The organism is Burkholderia sp. CpTa8-5 (assembly GCF_017815045.1).
Taxonomy (GTDB): domain Bacteria; phylum Pseudomonadota; class Gammaproteobacteria; order Burkholderiales; family Burkholderiaceae; genus Burkholderia; species Burkholderia sola.
Window position 1 is genome coordinate 1 of the sequence record NZ_JAGIQD010000040.1, and the last position, 18,641, is coordinate 18,641.

Sequence of the window (18,641 nt, forward strand, 5' to 3'; positions counted from 1 at the left end):
TCGCGCGCCAGGTGCTCGGCGAGAACTGGATGGCCGATTATGTCGCACGGGCGAACCATGGCGGGATCGAGCGCGTGATGCTGTGACGCAATGACCTCGCAAACAAGGCGGGCGCGACCGGTCCCCTGTATCGAGACTATGCGTGCGCGGCCAGCGTCGCGACAACGTGCTCCTGGAGCTCGCGCTCCCGGGCATGGATGAAGAAATGATCGCCGTCGAACCGATGAAGCGAGAACGGCCCGCCGCTGTAGCGGCGCCATTCGCGCAGCGCGTCGATGTCGACATGCGGATCGTGCAGGCCGCCAAATACGGTCAGCCCGCAGCGCAACGCGAAAGGCGTATCGGTGCAATAGCCTTCGGCGAGCGCCAGATCGGCTCGCAGCGCACGCAGGAAATGCCGAAGCCAGTCCGGCTCCGACAGCAACGCATCCGGTGTGCCGCCCATCGTCTTCAGCCAGTCGATGAGGTCCGGTTCCGGCAACCGATGAATCGCTAACGGACGAGGGACGACATGCGGCGCACGGTGCGCCGCGCAGAATGCGTGAATGGGCCCGCGAAGCCGTCGTCGGTCGAGTTCCCTCAGCCATTCGATACCGACGACACTGCCGAAACTGTATCCGAAGGTGCCGAACGGTTTGTCGAGGAGCCCGTGCGCGGCGGTGGCCAATGCATCCGTCATCGCATCCAGCGACGTGGGCGGCGCTTCCGAGAAGCGCGTCTGGCGTCCCGGTAGTTCGACCGCCACGACTTCGATCCAGTCGGGCAGTTCGAGCGCCCAGCGCCGATAGAGCAGCGAGCCGGCACCGGCGTACGGGAAGCAGAACAGCCGGTGCGTGGCCGCGGGTTGGGGGCGATGCAGGATGAACCAGGGCGTGATCTTGACTGGCATGCCGATTGAGAGCGGAAGTCGTGACGCGTCGCAGCCGCGATCCGATCCGGGGCGGCGCGCCGATGACGGTGCAGCGTAATCGCAAGGGCCGGCGACGGGTGCCGTCCGACGGTACAGGTTGACGATCCCTCCCGGCCGTGATTGTTCGCGAATGCGGGGCGCGACATGCGATCCCGGCATCGGGTTCGCGCCCGGATGCTGCCCCAACGAACAGGTTTTTCCCTAGACGCAAGTTGGTATTCTGCGCTGCGCGATCGTCCTGCACCGTGCTGTCGCGGCCTGCCAACTTCGTACATCGAGACCATGAACGCCGTAATACTCGAAGCCGTTGAAAAGTCGTATCTGATGGGTTCCGTCAACGTGACCGCGCTGCGCGACGTCACGCTCGACATTCGCGACGGAAAACTGACCGTCATCGCCGGTGCTTCCGGTAGCGGGAAGTCGACGTTGCTGAATCTCGTCGGATGCGTGGACCGGCCCGACCGCGGCCGCATCGTCGTGGCGGGAGAAGACGTCGGTCGTTTGTCGGACGACGCACTGTCCGATTTTCGTGCGCGACGGCTCGGTTTCGTCTTCCAGAACTTCAATCTGCTGCCGGTGCTCACGGCGCACGAAAACGTCGAATATCCGCTGCTTCTCGCGGGCACGCGATTGACGGAGTCCGAACGTGCACTGAAGGTGCGGGACATGCTCGATGCGGTCGGCCTCGCGGACAAGGCGCATCACCGTCCGGGACAGATGTCCGGCGGTCAGCGGCAACGCGTCGCGATCGCACGCGCACTCGTTGCGTCGCCGAACCTCGTGCTGGCGGACGAGCCGACCGCCAATCTGGACAGCAAGACCGGTCAGCAAATCATCGCGCTGATGCGGCGGTTGCAACGGGAGCGGCGCGTGTCGTTCGTGATTTCGTCGCACGATCCGCAGGTCATCGCGGCAGGCGACGACGTCGTTCACATTGCCGACGGGATCGTGTCCGACGTGACACGCACCGACGACCAGGAGGCGTTCGCATGAAGACTTTTTCGCTCGCGCTCCGCAATCTGCTGCGCAACCGTCGCCGCTCGATCACGACCCTGCTCGCGATGATCGTCGGCGCGCACGCGGTGCTGCTGTTCGGCGGCTATACGCGCAACATCACGTACGGTCTGCAAACCGATTACGTGAAGTACGGCGGCCACCTGCAGATCGAACGCAAGGGGTTCTACGAGTTCGGTAGCGGCAATCCTTCCGCGTACGGGATCGACAACTACGAGGCGATCATCGATGCGGTGAAGGCCGATCCGGAACTGGCGACGATGGTGCTCGTCGCGACGCCCACGCTGCAGTTGCAGGGTATCGCGGGCAACTTCGACGCGGGGTTGTCGCGTACCGCGCTCGCGCTCGGCGTGCGCGTCGACGACCAGAACCGGATGCGAGCGTGGAACGACTATCAGTTCCCCGTGACGATCCCGCCGATGGCGCTGACCGGCACGACCGGCGACGCAGCCGTGATCGGGACGGGCCTCGCGCGCGTGCTCGAACTGTGCGGGCCGCTCAAGGTACCCGACTGCCACCCGCCCGGGAAGCCCGCGGATACCACGCCGGCTTCGCCGCTTCCGGGCGACATCGCGGCCCTTGCCGAGGGGACGCGTGCGGCGCCGGTTGCCGCGGCGGACGGCCGGCGGATCGAACTGCTTGCGGCGACCGCGCGCGGTGCGCCGAACGTGGCGGAACTGCAGGTCGTGAAGGCGGAGCGACAGGGCATCAAGGAATACGACGACATGTACGTCGGCCTGCATCTCGCGCAAGCGCAACGACTCGTCTACGGCACCGGGCGGCCGATGGCGACGGCGATCGTCGTCCAGTTGCGCCACACGTCGGATTTGCCGGCCGCGAAGGCGCGGATCGAGGCGCTGCTGAAAACGAAATTCGCGGGTACGGACACGGAAGTCGTCGACTACACGGTGCTGAACCCGTTCTATGGTCAAGCGCTTGCGATGTTCGCGACGCTGTTCGGTTTCGTCGCGCTCCTGATCGCCGCGATCGTGCTGTTCACCGTCGGCAACACGATGAGCACCGCGGTGTTCGAACGCACGGTCGAAATCGGCACGCTGCGCGCGATGGGATTGCGCCGTGCGGGCGTGCGTCGCCTGTTCCTGTGCGAAGGGTTGCTGCTCGGCGTGATCGGCGCGGTGCTGGGCGTCGCCAGCGCGGCGTTGCTCGCCGGCGTCATCAACGTCAGCGGTCTGACGTGGACGCCGCCGGGCCGCTCGCCGGTGCCGCTGATCATTCGTGTGTGGGGCGAGAACGACCTGATCGTCGGTACCGCGATCGGCCTGCTCGTGGTGGCGATGCTTTCCGCGTTGCTGCCCGCGCGCCGCGCGTCGCGAATGGAGATCGTCGATGCGCTCCGCTATGCGTGATCGAACGATCGGATCGGCCATCGATGAAATGTCGATGAAATCGATTCGTCGGCGGATTGTCATGTTAGCCTTCGCCGGGAGTGGCATCGCGATGCTCGGCGCATGTGGCGCACCGGCCGAGCAGCCGGCGCCCGCGGGTCTGAATTTGTCGCTGACGCAAGCGACGGCGTCGGGCGCGTACGTCGTGACGCTCGAACCGCCGACGACACCGCCGCCGCTGAACCGGATCCATGCATGGACCGTGATCGTGAAGCGTGCATCGGGCGAGCCCGTGCGCGGTGCGCGCATCGATGTCGGTGGCGGGATGCCTCAGCACGGGCACGGTCTGCCGACGCGCCCTCGCGTGATCGACGGCGACGCGAACGGGACGTATCGACTGCAAGGGATGAAGTTCAGCATGCCCGGCTGGTGGACGATCACGCTGAAGGTCCGGGACGCGCAGCGCGACGACGACGTGACGTTCAACATCGTGTTGCCGCCGGCGGCGGCGTCATGACGGTCGACACGGGCGCCATGCCCGATTACTGGATGAGTTCCATACACGGAGAGGCTTCAATGCGAAAAGTCATGTTGTACTGGATGATGGTGCTGCTCGCGCCGTTTGCATCGGGTATCGCGAACATGGCCCATGCGGGGCCGGCGAGCGAAGCGTCGGCGCCGGCCGCCGCCGCGCCCGCGGCGGCACGCGCGGACCGGCTGCCCGCGTATCAGCCGCGCTTCGGGCGCACGCGCCCGATCGTCGCCGTCGTCGGCGAAAACTACTATACCGAGCTGACCGATTACGTCGTTCCCTATGGGATCGTGGCCGAATCGGGCGCGGCGGATCTCGTCGCGCTTGCGACGAAACCGGGCCCCATCCGGATGTTCCCGGCACCGATGAACGTCATTCCGGACGAAACCACTGCCCAGTTCGATCAGCGCGTGCCCGAAGGGGCCGACTATGTGATCGTGCCGGCCGTGCATCGCGACAGCGATCCGGCGCTGCTGGCGTGGGTGGCCGAGCAGGCGAAGAAGGGCGCGACGATCATCGGCGTGTGCGACGGCGTCTGGGTGGTCGCCCGTGCGGGGCTGCTGGAAGGTCGCCGTGCAACCGGGCACTGGTATTCGATGAACGATCTCCGCAAGAAGTTTGCCGATACGCGCTGGGTCGAAGGCAAGCGTTACGTTGCCGATGGCAAGGTCGTCACGACGACCGGCGTCACCGCGACGATTCCGGTATCGCTTGCGCTCGTCGAGGCGCTCGCGGGGCGCGAACGTGCGCTGCAGGTCGCCGAGCGGCTCGGACGCCCTGCATGGTCGTCCGAGATCGCGAGCGACCGCTTCAACCTCGGCTTGCCGGCGATGGCGACGATCGCAACCAACTACGTGTCGTTCTGGTCGCATGAGGATTTCGGTATTCCGATCGCGCCGGGCGTCGACGAAATCGCGCTCGTGCTCGAGGCCGACGCGTATTCCACGACGTTCCGCTCGACCGCCTACACGGTGGCCGCGAACCGCGAACCCGTGCGCACCCGGCGCGGGTTGACGATCGTTCCCGACCGCGTGGCCGGCGTCGACGCGCCGACGCGGATGTTGTCCGCGCCGATCACGCGCTATCCGTTGCATGCGCTCGATGCATCGCTGAATGCGATCTCGTCCGAATTCGGCAAGCGCACGGCCGCATGGGTCGCACTGCAGATGCAGTATCCGGGCTACTGAGCGGCACACCGCAGCGTTACCCCGTTCCTCCCCAAGCCTGTCGGTTTTCCACCCGTTTTTCGGGTGGGAGCCGAACTCGTCCCTGTCATTCCGTAATTGCTCCGGAGATTCCGATGCAGACGCATTCGATGGCGCGCCTGTCCGCCGCCGCGATTCTCGCACTCGCCTGCTGTACCGCACACGCCGCGCCCGATCCGCAACGCATCCTCGCCGCGAGCGATGCCGTTCGCAACCCGAGCGAACCGTTCACGCTGAACGTCACGCTGACCCAGTACACCGACGGCAAGCAAACGGATTCGAACGCACTGACCGCCTATTCGCGGATCAACCCGACGAGCGGTCAGTTTCGCAGCCTGATTCGATTCGCCGCGCCGGCGCGCGATGCGAACAAGCTGATGCTCAAGAGCGGCAACGATCTGTGGTTTTTCGATCCGGCAAGCAAGGCGACGATCCGCATTTCGCCGCAGCAACGGCTGCTCGGGCAGGCGTCGAACGGCGACGTGGTCACCGTCAATTTCGCACAGGGATATCGTGCCCGGGTCGAGGCGGAGGAGGACGTGCAGGACGGCGAGCGCCAGATGCGCCGTGCGTACCGGCTGAAGCTGGTCCAGAGCGTATCCGACATGACGTATCACTCGATTGAAATGTGGATCGATACGACGGACTCGCGCCCCGTGAAGGCACGGTTCTTCAGCGAAAGCGGCAAGCTTCTCAAGACCGCGTTCTATCGGCGCTTTCAGCAGCAGCTCGGTGCGTTGCGGCCCACCGAGATCGTGATCATCGACGGGCTCAATCCGAGTCTCGTGACCGTGATGCGATATGCGGACTACGTGGCGAAGGAGATTCCGGATGCCTGGTTCCAGTCCGATTTCATGGCGCGTTTCCAGCCTGAATGATGACGCGCATCGGCATCGCCTGTATCGCGTTGGCCGGCATGGCGGGCGTATGCCATGCCAACGACGCGGAAGAGGCCGGGCTGGCGCTGGCCGACGCGACGCCGGTGCAGAAGGTCGACGACGGCAAGTACCAGTTCAGTCTTGAACCGGGCCTGCGCTTCGCCACCTTGCGCCCGGGCGGCACGCGGACGGCCACGCGGCTGTCGCTCGACCTGACGGCGCGTCACGCATTCTCGAACGGCTGGGGCATCAGTCTTGCAGACCGACTCGACCTGAACGGTCCGTGGCGCTTCGATGGCGACTCGGGCGCGATCAACACGCTGAAAGAACTGTATGTGGACGGCCGCGTAGGCAGCGGCAGCACGCTGCTGCAGGCCGGTCGCGTCAATGTGCGGCTCGGCGTTGCGACCGGCTACAACCCCACCGACTTTTTCCGCGACAACGCGGTTCGTTCCGTGACCTCGGTGGATCCCGCGAGCCTGCGCGAGAACCGGCTCGGTACGGTGATGCTGCGCGGCCAGCAATTGTGGGCAGACGGTTCCGTCAGTGCGCTCGTCGCGCCGCGGATAGCGGATCGCGCCACCGACGCATCGTTCTCGCCGGACTTCGGCGCAACGAATCAGCGCACGCGCTGGATGCTTCAGTTCAGCCAGCGCGTCATCTCGGATCTGTCGCCGCAGATCGTGATCTACGATGACGGAAAGCCCGGCAGTTCGCCGCAATTCGGTGTCAACCTGGTTCATCTCGTCAACAATGCGTGTGTCGGCTACGTCGAGTGGTCGGGCGGGCGAGGGCCGTCGACGCTGGCGCGTGCGCTTGGGCAGCCGTACAGCGATGTCGCGTTCCGCTGGAAACTCGCAACCGGTGCGACTTGCACGACGTCGCGCAATCTTTCCGTCACGCTGGAATACGACCGGGACGGCGCCGCGCTCGACCGTGCGGGTTGGCAGGCACTGCGCAATGGCCCGCCGGCCGGCTACGCCGCGTATCGAACGCTGGCGGCCGCCCAGCAGGACCCGACGACCCGCGACGGGCTCTTCGCGATGATCAGGTGGCAGGACGCGTGGATCCAGCGTCTGGATCTCTCCGGTTTCGTCAGGTTGAACCTCGCCGATCGAAGCCGGCTCACATGGCTCGAGGCGCGTTATCGCTTCGCCAGAACCGATGTCGCGCTGCAATGGCAGATCAATGCGGGCGCGTCGTCGACCGAATATGGCGCGCTGCCTCAGTCGAATCTCTTCCAGTTGCTCGTCAAGCACTATTTGTGACGCGGCAGCGCCACCTGCTTCAAGGAGAAGCACTGCATGAAACACTATGTGACCTCGGGCCATGAACTGCCGCAGTGGCCGTCGCCGATCAGCCATGCGGTGGTCGCGAACGACACCTGCTATCTCAGCGGCCAGCTTTCGCTGGATGCCGACGGCCGCTATGTGCCCGGTACGCCGGCCGAAGAAGCGCGGCGCGCGTTCGCGAACCTGTTCCGTGCGATCGAGGCGGCGGGATTCAGCCCGCGGGATCTCGTGTTCGTCGACATCGCGTTCTCCGACATCGGTGCGCTCGCGGACGTGAACGGGGTTTATGCCGACCTGTTTCCCGCGGATCGCCGGCCGGCGCGAACCGTCTATCAGGCCGCTGCGTTGCCGTTTGGCGGCCAGGTCAAGGTGATGGGCGTCGCCGTTCGCGACGCGTCGCGCTGACGCACGACGGCGCGGACGATCAGCGCTCGACGATGGGGCCGGAAAACGCGCCGAGCAGCGCGACGAGCTGCCGTTGCTCGTCGTCCGACAACGCGATCCTTTTCAGTTCGCTATGCCCGATCGCGGCCGCGGGCGCGTCCGCGTAGTGGCGCATCACCGCGTCCAGCGACGCGAATTGACCCGCGTGCATGTACGGCGGCCGCAGCGCGACGTTGCGCAAGCTCGGCGTCTTGAACGCGCCGAGCATTTGGGGATCGTCGGTCGAGATGAATTGCAACTCGTCGCACTGCTCGGGCTTCGCGTCGCTGAACGGCCCCATGCAGTTGAATTCGTCGTGCAACACCTTGGCGATCGCCGCCGCGCGACCCGGATCGGCGGCCGTCCCGCTACGCGGCGGGACGCCGATGTTGTGGAACTGCCGGTCGCTCAGCATGGGCCCGGTGTGGCAGGTCATGCATTGGCCTTTGTTCACGAACAGGCGCAGGCCTGCTTTCTCGGTCGGTGTCAGCGCGGCCAGCTTGGCCGGATCGCCGGTCCGGACGCCGTCGACATAGGTATCGAAGCGTGAAGGCCCGTATTGAAGCGTCGCTTCGTACGCCGCGATCGCCTTGCCGAGATTCGCGAACACGCGCGACACGTCGGTGCGGGTGCGTTCGTCGAGTCGCTGCCACACCGCTTTCTCCGCGTCCGTGCCGAGCGGGCCGCCGTCACGGGGCAGCGCGCTCAGGTCGGGCAGCGGTCCGAACAGCGGCTCGTAAGCGTCGCGGTAGTGCTCGGCAAGCACATGGGCGGCGCGCAGCCGGGTGCCGCCGTGTTCGTTGTGATCCTCGATCGGCCCGATCGCCTGCGACCACATACTATCCTTGCGGCCATCCCAGAACAGCCACGGCGCATCGGTCATGCCGACGACGGGCATCGTGCGACGCACGCCGATGCCCAGGCCGATTGCCAGCGGTCGGCCGTCTTCGAACTGGCGATCGGGGGTGTGGCAGCTTGCACAGGCGATCGCGCCGTTTCGGCTGAACCGCGGATCGGAGAACAAACGCTTGCCAAGCTGCGCCGCCGGTGCGGACGTGGCCACGCGATTCGACGGGTCGACTTTGACGACGACGTTCGCGGGCAGGCGCATCGATTCGAGCTGCGCCCGTTCGTCGGCGCGCCAGTGGTCCGGCGCGTCGGCGGTTTCCGCCATCGCGTCGGCGCGATGCCCCGGCCATGCGGTCCAGACGAGCAGCGCGCCGATCATCGACGCAGCGGCGAGCCCATAGTGCGTGCGGGACGGCCGTCGCATGCGACGGCCGGAATCACGCGACCGCATCGATCGTGCGCGATGTCGGCAGCAGCGCACGCGTATTGCCCGACATCAACCACTTGCGTTGCACCGGCGCGACCGCCGCGAGCGGGCCATCGGCGGCGAGGAACTGCTCCATGACCTTGCGGTGGCCGCCCGAGTTGCGAAAGACCGGCCAGTCGGTGCCGAACAGAATCTTGTGATTGATGTTCATGCGGAACAGCTCCGCGAGCGCGACCGACCACCCCTGCGGATGCTGCGAGCCGAGAAATGCGCTGACGTCGAGATACACGTTGGGTCGATACGCGCACTGTCGCGCGCAAGCGTCGACGTGATGGACGGCGCCGTGCGCGAGGATGAAGTTCACGTCGGGAAAATCGAACGCCGCGCGATCGAGCAGATCCGGGTGCGAGTACGCAAACTCGAGCGCCGGGCTGGTCGGCCCCACGTGCAGAAGCACCGGCAACCGGTGGGCTCGACAGATTTCGTACAGCGGGTACAGGCGCTTGTCGCTCGGGCTGTAGCCGCACGGCGGATAGAGTTTCAATCCGGAGAAGCCGTACTCGACCACGCCTTTCTCGAACAACGCGACACCGTCCGCGCCCCAACGCGGATCCATGCCGCCGAAAACGTGAAAGCGCTCGCCGTGACGCTGCAGAATCGCATGATGCTCGGCATACATCTCGGCGATCGTGAGGTCGCTTTTCATCACGTACGTGAAATCGGGCAGCAACACCACGGCCTGCTCGATCCCGGCCGACGTCATGTCGGCCACCAGTGCATCGCCGAAATGGTCCTGGCTTTGCGCGAGATAGGTATCGAGCAGTTCCGATCGCGATTTCCGTACGCCATTGGCGACGAGCCGGACATGAACGTTGGCGCAGAATCCCTCGAGGAACGCAGTGGGGATGAAGCGCGTCGACGCGATGTGGCAGTGCGAGTCGATGATCGGCCCGTCGTAGATGGCGTGGCTCATGCCGTTGCTTTGACGGGGGCGGTGCGGTCGGCGTCGCGACCGGTGAGCATGCCGAGCGCGCGTTCCTTGAGGTCGGCCACGCGCTGCATCATGAAGTGGCCGGCATGCATCTTCCCGTTCGCGCGGGCGTAGTCCGGCAACGTGCCCCACGTCTGAAAACCGTAGTGTTCCCATACGCGGTGAGCGGGCGTGCCGTCTCGCACGTCGAGCGTCAGCAGTTCGACATTGTCCCGATCGCATTGCAGCGCGATCTCGACGAACGCGGCAGGCAGCACGCCACCGCCGCGACAGGCGTCGTGGATCATGCCTTTCGCGAGATCGGTGATATGGCGATTGTTGGGGTTCAGGTTGCGGCGCAACGTGCACAGGCCGATCAGCTGCCCGGTGTTCGCGAAGATCGTCAGCAGGCGCACCTTTTCCGCGGCGAGATTCGAGCGCAGTTCGTCGAGATAGCGGCTCGCTTCCGCGTCCGTGATCGTTTCGGCGAAGCCGATGATCGGCGCGCTTTCGCTCGTGCGCCGCATCAGTTCGACGATCTGCGCGCCCAACGTATCGTCGACGGCGTTCGTCCAGCGATAGGTGACGTGCGTGACGTTGGCCTTCGGCAACGCGATCGGATACTGCGCGCCGTCGGCAAGCAAGGTACGGATGGAGTCGTTCATGGGTGTCCCTGGATCACGTGGTTTCGAGGGCCACGGCGCTTTCGGCGCGTGGCGGGGGCGCGTCGGTGCACAGGTCGTCGAGCACGGCCTGGAGGCCATGATCGACCAGCCACTGATCGTCGTAGATCGTGTCGAGATACTTGGTGCCGCTATCGGGGAAGACGAGCACGATGTTGGCCGGACCTTGCAAGGTGGCGACGTAGCGACGCGCGGCCTGCGCGATGGCGCCGGACGAACCGCCGAGCAGCAACCCTTCGTCGAGCGCGAGGCGACGACAGCCGACGAACGCATCGCGATCGACGATGCGCATCGTTTCGTCGACGAGATGAATCAGGATGTTGCCGGGCTGAAAACTGAGCCCCGCGCCGTTCTGCAGATGCGGCCGGTAGGTGCCGCCGAACACGACCGAGCCGTCGGGCTCGACACCGATCACGCGGGTGGCCGGGTCGCGCTCCTTCACATAGCGTGCGATGCCGCTCAGATGGCTGCCGGTGCTCGCGGACACGATCACGGCGTCGAGCCGATCGGCGAGCTGGGAGACGATTTCGGGCCCGGTGGAGTAATAGTGGGCGTCGATCGCGGCCGGATTGTTGTACTGATCGAGGTTCACGCAATTCGGCACGCTCGCGGCAATCGCCTTCGCGACCGCAATGCGCTTGCGCTGATAGCTGCCCGTCTCGTCGGGGTGTTCGACCATCTCGACCTCTCCGCCGAATGCGCGCACGAGATTCGCATTCGTCTTCGGCGTCTTCGGATCGAGCACGCAAATGAAGCGATAGCCGCGCGTGGCGCACAGCATCGCAAGTGCGTGCCCCATGTTGCCCGACGTCGATTCGACGATCGACCAGCCCGGCTTGAGGCCATGGTCGCGCTCGGCCTGGCGGAGCAACTGCAGCGCGCTCCGGTCCTTCACGCTGTTGCCGGGGTTGTAGCACTCGAGCTTTCCATACACGCGGATTCGCCTGTGTTCATTCGACAGGCTTTTCAGATACAGCAGCGGCGTATCGCCGATCAGTTCGACTAGGCTGTTTGCGTACATTCGACATCTCCGACCAGCGGGTTGGCGTTGGCTTGTGCGTCGTTTGCGAGTTGTACGACGCGATCGGCCGCGTGTGATCCGGCTTGCTTCACAGTGCGACTTTAGTGATCGATGCCCGGGGCCTGTAACTGTCCGAACGGGCATCGGAAGGCGCGTGCGTCACAGTTCGCCCGATTCCATCTCTGTCTCCCTCTCCCTCTCGCCGCGGTCGGCCGCAGGGAGGACGCGCAGTCTCGGATGCGGCAGTGCGTCGGGTGTCAGCGCCCGATCGCCGACGAACGCGCTGACGAGTTGCGCGAGCAGCGCCGCATTCTGCTGAACCATGTGATGACTGCCGGCCTGGAGCTCGATCTGGATCGGGCGAAGCTGGGCCGACGTAATGGCTCGCGCACGAATCGCGCAGGTCATTTCGTCGTATTCGCCGGTCACGAGCAGCGCGGGGATGCCGGCGATCGATCCGTCGCGTTCGGCTTCGATCCGATGGGCGCGGAAATTCAGCAGTTGCTGGCTGTATTCGATCATGTTCGCCGCCGACACGAACGGCGCGTGCAGCCAGTGACGGGTCGCCGAATCGGGTAGCGCGAACATCGATGCGTGGCCGCCTTCGCGTGCGTCGCTGCGTGCCCGCTTCTCCAGGAGCCCGATCATCGATTTGGCCATGCTGTCCGCGGCCTTCGGCATGCGCGCGACGAGCGAGCACATCGTATTGAGATTGTTTTCGTACGCGCTGTCGGCGCCGTCGTAGTCCTGCGCGCCGGCAAACGACGGCGCGATCAGGCTCATCGACGCGATGCGGCCGGGCAGTGCGCGCGCCAGCGCCAGCGCATATCGGGCGCCTCCGCACCAGCTCGCGACGTGAATCGCGTCGATCCCCTCGACGTCGAGCAATTCAGCCACGCTGCGCGCGTAGCGGTCCGGCGCATCGGGGCTCGAATAGTACGCGCGTGTCAGTCCTGCATCGGCTGACGCATCGCTCGCGTCGTCCGCCAGATAGAGCGAAAAATCCGGCGCCAATCCGGCCGCGAAGTCGTGCCACACGTCGTGCGGGATGCCGAATGCGTTGATGAGCAGCATGGCCCGCGAGCCGCGCCCGGCATTCAGATACCCATGCCCGCTGCCGGTCGTGATCCGGCGCGCAGACGGCAGGTCGACAAACCGGGGAGCGTCGCGCCGTTCGTGCCGGGCCGCGTGAGCGGCGACGCGTGAAGCGATCCGGGCTTGCCAGTCGAAGCCGTCACAGCGTAGTCGGTGAGAACGGATGTCGGTCGGGGGAACGTGCGCGTCATCCGCGTATCCCAGCATGTGCTCGGCGTGCTTCAGATTCGTTTCGAGCAGCGCGAGAACGGCGTCGGAGCCGGCCTCGTCGGCATCGCTTCGCGTCGGAATGGGCACCCTTTGCGCGACGCTTTCGGCGAGTTCGCGCCAAGCAATACGCCGATCGCCATGCACGACGTGAAGGCCGGGCGACGCTTGCGTCGCAAGCCAGGCCAGCACCGCTTCAGCCGTCAGCAGGCAAGCCGCGCCGGCTGTTTCGGCAGGCAACGCCAGCGGCTCTTGCTCGAAGTACGTGTCGACGCGGCGGCGTACCTCGAACACGGTTTCGGCGACCGCGTCGGCGAGCGTGTCGAGTGACGCCAGCGATAGCGTACCGGCTTCGCCGATGGCGGCCGTGCCGTCCGCGAGCGCGTCGCCGAGCACGACGATGCATGCGTTCGCAACGGATGCGGACGCAACGTCGAGCGCGGCCGACAGGAGGCGGGGCAAGGACGCGAATTCGCGCGTGCGGCGAATCTCGGGATCGTCGACGACGACGGCGAGCTGCCCGGAACCGGGCGCGTTCAATGCGTCGCGAAGCCGAGCGATGCGCGGGTACGCACCGAGTGCCGTAGTCGCATCGCCGGCATCGGCCGCTGCGCGCAGCGCGGCGAGGTCGCCGGCATCCAGCAGGCAGATACGGTCGTCGCCGCCGGCCGACGGCATCCTGCATGCGTCGTGCGGATGATCGTTCATCGTCATCTCGTTACGCTTTCACGGACAACAGCATTTCCACCAGATCAACCGCATCGCCGATGGTTTCGAGGTTCGCGACCTGTTCCGTGTGCGATGCGAAGCTGATGCCGAGCCGATCCTCGGTCAGCGCCATCAGCGACAGCAGCGAGATCGAATCGAGCATCAGATCCGACGTCAGCGACGTTTCCCGCGTCAGCATGTCCGGCGCAATATCGAGCGCAGCAATCTGCGGAATCAGTTCGGTAAGCGTAGCGAACACGTTCGCGTGGTCGTCCATCGGATTCTCCAAGTGCCGTAGGGGTTCCGCTTTATAGCGTCAAGCCACCGCACTGCCTACCTGCACTGACGTACAGGGTTGGCGCAGCAAGGGAAACACTCGCCCGAACGGACAGGTTTCAGTCTTGAAAGCGGCCATTACATTGCCGGTTACCTCACCGACAGGGAACGATCATGACCCTCACCAAAGAAGCCGTGCTGATGGACAAAGCGACGTTTTCGCGCGCGCTGCGCGAAACGCTGGACGAGCAGCTCACGCTCGATCACCCGATCTTCGCGGAGTTGTTCACGCCGCAGAAAAACTGGCGCTTGCTGAAGATCATCTCGCTCGAGGGATACCAGATCACCCGGTACTTTCTCGAGTACATCGAGAACCTGTACTTCCGCTGCCCGTTCCCCGACCACAAGCGCCGGCTGCTGTACAACCTGTTCGAAGAGGAAACCGGGCGCTTCTCGAAAACGAAGAACCATGTCGAGCTCATGGAAGACTTCATTCGCGCGCAAAACATCAGCGACGAGGAGCGCGATGCGTGGACGCCGTCCGCGGCCACGCGCGAGTTGATCGACTATCGCCTCGAGAACTGCAAGGGCGAGGGTACCTACCATATCGGCGCCGCCGCGGTGATGATCGCGAGCGAAGGGCAGAGCCTGGAAACCCGTGCGGGCGACGCGCGCCACTCGATTCTGGCGAAGTGCTACGGGCTCACCGAGGAAGACACGCGATTCTTCTCGGTTCACCAGAAAGAGGACGTCGCGCACGTCGCCGAGGGCATCTCGCTCGTGACCGACCTGTGCACGACCGTGGAGATGCAACAGGAAGCGCTGTTCGCGGTGCGCCACACGTGCAAGCTGTTCTGGAACATGTATGAAAGCGCCGCGCAAAAGTACTACGCGTCCGCCGAGGGCGTCGCGCACGCGTGACGGGACAACGCCGATGATGACCTTCGACGATCTCGTCGCGCGCTTGCGCGACAGCAGTCATACGCTGACCTTTGTCGACGACAAGGGCGCCGAAACCGTCCGGACCTTCCACGAACTGTTCGAAGACGTGCTCGCCACGGTCGAGCGCGGCAAGACAATCGGCCTCGTACCCGGGGCGCGCGTCGGCATCGCGGCCCCGAACGGCTATCCGTGGATGGTGTGGGATCTGGCGTGCATCGAGCTCGGCTGCGTTTCGGTCGCGTTTCCGAACGATGGCCTGCTCGACACGTGCGACGCGTTGATCGAGCGCTACCAGCTGAGTGTGCTGGCAGTAGACGCACGATGGATCGATGCCGGCGAGACGATTGCCGGGCGCGTCGTGGATATCGATCCCGCCAGCCGCGGCGATTCGCACGCGCGCATCGAGCCGGTGCGGGTCGAGCATATGCCCGATACCCATTCGTTGGTGTTCAGTTCGGGCACGACGGGCAGGACCAAAGGGCTCGTGATGAGCCGCCGCGGCACCGCGCACTTGCTCGGTCTGTATGGCGACGCATTCGGCGTCGCACCGGGCGAGCGGTTCCTGACGTTCTTGCCGTTCGCGAACTATCAGCAACGGATGACGTACTACTTCTGCCTGTATCACGGGGTCGATCTCGTGTCGGTGCCGTTCCACGGACTCTTTCCGGGGCTCAAGCGGCACCAGCCGACGTTCGTGATCGCACCGCCGGTGCTGTACGAGACGCTGCATACGCTGGCGCGCGCGGCTGCCGGGCCCGGCAGCGATCCGTCGACGCTCGCCGAGCGACTGAGCGCGCTGACCGGCGGCAACATCCGCTACATGGTCACCGGGATGGCGCCGATCAAGCGCGCGGCGCTCGATTTCTTCTGGGATTGCGGGATCGCGCTGTACGAGGCGTTCGGGATCACCGAGGCCGGCATGGTTGCGTGGAACAAGCCCGGGCAGGTACGCGTCGGTACGGTCGGCCAGCCGGCGGAGCCGGGCAGCGTCTCGTTGCTGGGGGACGGCGAAGTCGTCGTCACACGGAACGCCCTGCTGTCGCTCGGCTACTTCGATGCGCCGGAAGAGGACAGTCGCGCGACATTCATCGCACCGAATGCGGTCGCGACGGGCGACATTGCCGAATTCGATCGCGACGGCTTTCTGCGCGTCGTCGGGCGCAAGAAGGACGCGATCATCACGAGCAACGGCGAGAAATTCCATCCCGAGCCGATCGAGGCGCTGTTGTATCGCGATCCGCGCGTCGACGTGGCCGTCGTGATGGCGGGCCCGCAAGCGGGGCTCAGCGTCGTCATCGCGACGCGCCGGCCGGACGATCCCGACGTCACCGACGCGCTGCGCGAACTCGTCCGCGCGGTCAACGGCACGCTGCCCGCACAACGGCAACTGGTGAAGGTGATTTTCACCGACCGCGCGTTCGACGTCGAAGGCGGATTGCGCACGCGCAACCTCAAGCTCAATCGCCGCGCGATCGCGGACGCGTTCCTGCGACACGCATGAGATCACCCCCCGTGCGCAAGCCGCCGCCTTTGCGCGGCGGCGCGCACGGACCTCATTCTGGATACACCATGACGACGCATCCGAATCCGAACGTGTTTCAGATGGAAGTCGAACCGACCTCCATCATCGAGACGCTCGCCCATCACACCGAGCGAGACCCCGACCGCGTCGCGCTGACCATCCTGCGCGACGGCGAGGCGATCGAAAGCGAAAGCACGTTCGGCGATCTGCATGCCGGCATGATGCGCGTGGCGCGCGGACTCGCGCAACTGACCGAGCCGGGCGCTCGCGTGCTGCTGCTGTTGCCGACGAGCGCCGAGTTCGTCTGCACGTTCTATGGATGTCTGGCATCGGGGCGCGTCGCCGTGCCGGCCTATCATCCGCAGCAGGTACGCAAGGTCGCGCAATGGGCGAAGCTGCACGCGATTGCCGACAATTGCGGCGCCACGCTGATCGTCGCGCCGGCGACCTCGGTCGAGACCATCGAGACCCTGCGCGCGACGCAGCAGCTGTTCACCGGCTGCCAGCTCGTCACGTACGAAGCGCTCGTCGACGCGGGTGCGAAGGACACGTCGGCGTTGCCGCGCATGCCGGCGCCGGACGATCTTGCGTTTCTTCAATACACGTCCGGATCGACGGGCACGCCGAAGGGCGTGATGATCACGCACGGCAACATCATCGACAACCAACGGTCGATCGCGCTGCTGATGCAGCACGATCGCGACACGCGCATGCTGTCGTGGCTGCCGCTGTATCACGACATGGGACTGTCGATGCCGTTGCAACTGGCGTCGATCGGGCTTTCGGTGGTGCTGATGTCGCCCGTTGCGTTCGTCCAGCAGCCGGGGCGATGGTTGCGCGCGATTGCCGCACACCGTGCGACGACGTCCGGCGGGCCGAATTTCGCGTATGCGCTTGCCGCGGCCGCCCTCGACGGAAGCGACGACGGCGGCCGGCTCGATCTGTCCAGCTGGCGGGTGGCGTTCTGCGGCGCGGAGCCGATTCATCGTCAGACCGTCACCGACTTTATCGACGCCGCAAGCCCGCACGGCTTCGCTCCTGGGTCGTTCTATCCGTGCTACGGGATGGCCGAGGCGACCCTGATCGTATCGGGTGTCCCTTACGGTGAAGGCGCCCATTATCTGGACGTCGACAACGTGAAGCTTGCCGCAGGCATCGTCGAACCGGTTCAGCCCGGCGCCGCGAACGCGAAGAGCCTCGTGTCGTGCGGCGGCACGGCGCCCGGCACCGAGATCCGGATCGCAGGGCCCGATGGTTGCCCGGTGGCCGACCCGAACGGCGTCGGCGAAATTTGGGTGCGCGGCGGCGCGATCGGCGTGGGCTACTACGGCAACCCCGAAGCGACACGGTCGACGTTCGGCGCGCATGTCGATGACGCGCCTGGCGCCCGTCCGTTCCTGCGCACCGGCGATCTGGGCGCGATCGTCGACGGCCGCCTGTACGTGACCGGCCGCGTGAAGGACATGCTGATCGTTCGCGGGCGCAACCTGTATCCGCAGGATATCGAGGCGTGCGTGCAGGACGCGGTGCCGGCGTTGCGCCGCGGGTGCGGCGCCGCCGTATCGGTGCAGGCGGACGGCGAAGAGAAGCTCGTGATCATCCAGGAAGTCGGGCGCACCGCGCGCCGCACGCTGGACCTCGACGCCACGCTGCGCGCGATGGTGGTCGCGATCGGCGAGGACTTCGGGGTCACGCCGCACGCGATCGTGCTGGTCGAGCCGGCAACCATCGAAAAGACTTCCAGCGGCAAGATCGCGCGTGCGCTGTGTCGTCGTGCGTATCTGCAAGGCGAACTGCGAGCCGTCGCCAGCTGGACCGACGGCGCCTATGCGATGGATGCGGGCGCGGCGCGTGACGGTGCGGTGGCGCCGGCTGTCGCCGAGGTTGCGCCCCATTCCGAATCGACGCTGATCGAGCGCGAAATCGCGGACCGGATCGTACGGATCGTCGCCGAGCGGCTCAAGATCGCCGAGGCGCAAGTGTCGCGCACGGCCGCGTGGGTCGAGATGGGTTTCGACTCGATGAGCGCGCTCCAGTTTTCGTTGAAGGTGCAGCACACGATCGGGCTGACGTTCGACGCCGCCGTGCTGTGGGACTGTTCGAACGTCGAGCAGCTTGCCGCGCATCTGGCGCGGTTGCAGGGCGCGGCCGATGCGTTGCGATCGAGCGACGCGCCCGCACCGGCCGCCGCGCACGCGCGTTCCGCGCCGATCGTCGACGGCGCCGACGCGCAGCCTACCCGGGAGCAGCTTGCGGCGCTCTCCGACGCGCAGGCCGAAGCGCTGCTGCTGAAAGCGCTGCAGCGCTGAGCCGATCCCCGGCAGTCTCGTTCCGCGAACGT

The 18,641-nt window shown here is 65.7% G+C and carries 17 protein-coding genes; 10 read left to right on the forward strand and 7 right to left on the reverse strand.

Annotation, left to right across the window (positions count from 1 at the left end; genetic code table 11):
- Positions 1-136 precede the first annotated feature (136 nt).
- A complete protein-coding gene (locus J8I35_RS32145) occupies positions 137-889 on the reverse strand; it encodes a thioesterase (RefSeq protein WP_209929014.1) in 753 nt (250 codons plus the stop codon).
- A 303-nt stretch (positions 890-1,192) separates the two neighbouring features.
- On the opposite strand from J8I35_RS32145, the gene J8I35_RS32150 reads away from it, so the two are divergent.
- From J8I35_RS32150 to J8I35_RS32180, 7 genes are all read left to right on the forward strand, one after another.
- On the forward strand, positions 1,193-1,903 hold the full coding sequence (locus J8I35_RS32150; RefSeq protein ID WP_050016640.1) for an ABC transporter ATP-binding protein: 711 nt from the start codon (positions 1,193-1,195) through the stop codon (positions 1,901-1,903).
- Positions 1,900-3,291 (forward strand): FtsX-like permease family protein, encoded by a 1,392-nt coding sequence (locus J8I35_RS32155; RefSeq protein ID WP_209929016.1) that lies wholly within the window; start codon positions 1,900-1,902, stop codon positions 3,289-3,291. The genes J8I35_RS32150 and J8I35_RS32155 overlap by 4 nt, the downstream gene beginning before the upstream one ends.
- A gap of 61 nt (positions 3,292-3,352) precedes the next feature.
- Entirely contained in the window at positions 3,353-3,787 is a 435-nt protein-coding gene (locus J8I35_RS32160) for a FixH family protein (protein ID WP_245170518.1), read from the forward strand.
- A 59-nt stretch (positions 3,788-3,846) separates the two neighbouring features.
- Complete coding sequence (locus J8I35_RS32165) at positions 3,847-4,989, forward strand: DJ-1/PfpI family protein (protein WP_124595562.1); 1,143 nt, start codon at positions 3,847-3,849, stop codon at positions 4,987-4,989.
- Positions 4,990-5,117: 128 nt separating this feature from the next.
- A complete protein-coding gene (locus tag J8I35_RS32170; protein ID WP_245170521.1) occupies positions 5,118-5,885 on the forward strand; it encodes an outer membrane lipoprotein-sorting protein in 768 nt (255 codons plus the stop codon).
- Positions 5,882-7,153, forward strand: a complete 1,272-nt coding sequence (locus J8I35_RS32175) for a hypothetical protein (RefSeq protein ID WP_245170519.1) — start codon at positions 5,882-5,884, stop codon at positions 7,151-7,153. Before J8I35_RS32170 ends, J8I35_RS32175 begins: the two co-directional genes overlap by 4 nt.
- Before the next feature lie 36 nt (positions 7,154-7,189).
- A complete protein-coding gene (locus J8I35_RS32180; protein WP_089490172.1) occupies positions 7,190-7,582 on the forward strand; it encodes a RidA family protein in 393 nt (130 codons plus the stop codon).
- Positions 7,583-7,601: 19 nt separating this feature from the next.
- Here J8I35_RS32180 and J8I35_RS32185 read toward each other — a convergent pair whose 3' ends face one another.
- The 6 genes from J8I35_RS32185 to J8I35_RS32210 all read right to left on the reverse strand — a co-directional run bounded on the left by J8I35_RS32185 (position 7,602) and on the right by J8I35_RS32210 (position 13,837).
- Entirely contained in the window at positions 7,602-8,873 is a 1,272-nt protein-coding gene (locus J8I35_RS32185) for a cytochrome c peroxidase (RefSeq protein WP_245170520.1), read from the reverse strand.
- 13 nt (positions 8,874-8,886) lie between these two features.
- Positions 8,887-9,849: an amidohydrolase family protein gene (locus J8I35_RS32190; RefSeq protein WP_209929027.1), complete on the reverse strand. Its 963-nt coding sequence runs from the start codon at positions 9,847-9,849 to the stop codon at positions 8,887-8,889.
- A complete protein-coding gene (locus tag J8I35_RS32195) occupies positions 9,846-10,511 on the reverse strand; it encodes a GNAT family N-acetyltransferase (RefSeq protein WP_050016626.1) in 666 nt (221 codons plus the stop codon). Before J8I35_RS32195 ends, J8I35_RS32190 begins: the two co-directional genes overlap by 4 nt.
- 13 nt (positions 10,512-10,524) lie before the next feature.
- Positions 10,525-11,550: a cysteine synthase family protein gene (locus J8I35_RS32200; protein ID WP_239469026.1), complete on the reverse strand. Its 1,026-nt coding sequence runs from the start codon at positions 11,548-11,550 to the stop codon at positions 10,525-10,527.
- 159 nt (positions 11,551-11,709) lie between these two features.
- Positions 11,710-13,560, reverse strand: a complete 1,851-nt coding sequence (locus J8I35_RS32205; protein ID WP_209929028.1) for an alpha/beta hydrolase — start codon at positions 13,558-13,560, stop codon at positions 11,710-11,712.
- A 10-nt stretch (positions 13,561-13,570) separates the two neighbouring features.
- On the reverse strand, positions 13,571-13,837 hold the full coding sequence (locus J8I35_RS32210; RefSeq protein WP_050016620.1) for a phosphopantetheine-binding protein: 267 nt from the start codon (positions 13,835-13,837) through the stop codon (positions 13,571-13,573).
- A gap of 173 nt (positions 13,838-14,010) precedes the next feature.
- On the opposite strand from J8I35_RS32210, the gene J8I35_RS32215 reads away from it, so the two are divergent.
- The 3 genes from J8I35_RS32215 (at position 14,011) to J8I35_RS32225 (ending at position 18,609) form a co-directional block, all read left to right on the forward strand.
- Positions 14,011-14,757 (forward strand): iron-containing redox enzyme family protein, encoded by a 747-nt coding sequence (locus tag J8I35_RS32215; protein ID WP_050016614.1) that lies wholly within the window; start codon positions 14,011-14,013, stop codon positions 14,755-14,757.
- A 13-nt stretch (positions 14,758-14,770) separates the two neighbouring features.
- A complete protein-coding gene (locus J8I35_RS32220) occupies positions 14,771-16,279 on the forward strand; it encodes an AMP-binding protein (protein WP_209929030.1) in 1,509 nt (502 codons plus the stop codon).
- 68 nt (positions 16,280-16,347) lie between these two features.
- Positions 16,348-18,609: an AMP-binding protein gene (locus J8I35_RS32225; RefSeq protein WP_209929031.1), complete on the forward strand. Its 2,262-nt coding sequence runs from the start codon at positions 16,348-16,350 to the stop codon at positions 18,607-18,609.
- The last annotated feature ends 32 nt before the right edge of the window (positions 18,610-18,641 follow it).

Coding starts and splice junctions, on each gene's coding strand:
- J8I35_RS32145 (WP_209929014.1), bottom strand. CDS start 889: ATGCCAGTCAAGATCACGCCCTGGTTCATCCTGCATCGCCCCCAACCC.
- J8I35_RS32150 (WP_050016640.1), top strand. CDS start 1,193: ATGAACGCCGTAATACTCGAAGCCGTTGAAAAGTCGTATCTGATGGGT.
- J8I35_RS32155 (WP_209929016.1), top strand. CDS start 1,900: ATGAAGACTTTTTCGCTCGCGCTCCGCAATCTGCTGCGCAACCGTCGC.
- J8I35_RS32160 (WP_245170518.1), top strand. CDS start 3,353: ATGTTAGCCTTCGCCGGGAGTGGCATCGCGATGCTCGGCGCATGTGGC.
- J8I35_RS32165 (WP_124595562.1), top strand. CDS start 3,847: ATGCGAAAAGTCATGTTGTACTGGATGATGGTGCTGCTCGCGCCGTTT.
- J8I35_RS32170 (WP_245170521.1), top strand. CDS start 5,118: ATGGCGCGCCTGTCCGCCGCCGCGATTCTCGCACTCGCCTGCTGTACC.
- J8I35_RS32175 (WP_245170519.1), top strand. CDS start 5,882: ATGATGACGCGCATCGGCATCGCCTGTATCGCGTTGGCCGGCATGGCG.
- J8I35_RS32180 (WP_089490172.1), top strand. CDS start 7,190: ATGAAACACTATGTGACCTCGGGCCATGAACTGCCGCAGTGGCCGTCG.
- J8I35_RS32185 (WP_245170520.1), bottom strand. CDS start 8,873: ATGCGACGGCCGTCCCGCACGCACTATGGGCTCGCCGCTGCGTCGATG.
- J8I35_RS32190 (WP_209929027.1), bottom strand. CDS start 9,849: ATGAGCCACGCCATCTACGACGGGCCGATCATCGACTCGCACTGCCAC.
- J8I35_RS32195 (WP_050016626.1), bottom strand. CDS start 10,511: ATGAACGACTCCATCCGTACCTTGCTTGCCGACGGCGCGCAGTATCCG.
- J8I35_RS32200 (WP_239469026.1), bottom strand. CDS start 11,550: ATGTACGCAAACAGCCTAGTCGAACTGATCGGCGATACGCCGCTGCTG.
- J8I35_RS32205 (WP_209929028.1), bottom strand. CDS start 13,560: ATGAACGATCATCCGCACGACGCATGCAGGATGCCGTCGGCCGGCGGC.
- J8I35_RS32210 (WP_050016620.1), bottom strand. CDS start 13,837: ATGGACGACCACGCGAACGTGTTCGCTACGCTTACCGAACTGATTCCG.
- J8I35_RS32215 (WP_050016614.1), top strand. CDS start 14,011: ATGACCCTCACCAAAGAAGCCGTGCTGATGGACAAAGCGACGTTTTCG.
- J8I35_RS32220 (WP_209929030.1), top strand. CDS start 14,771: ATGATGACCTTCGACGATCTCGTCGCGCGCTTGCGCGACAGCAGTCAT.
- J8I35_RS32225 (WP_209929031.1), top strand. CDS start 16,348: ATGACGACGCATCCGAATCCGAACGTGTTTCAGATGGAAGTCGAACCG.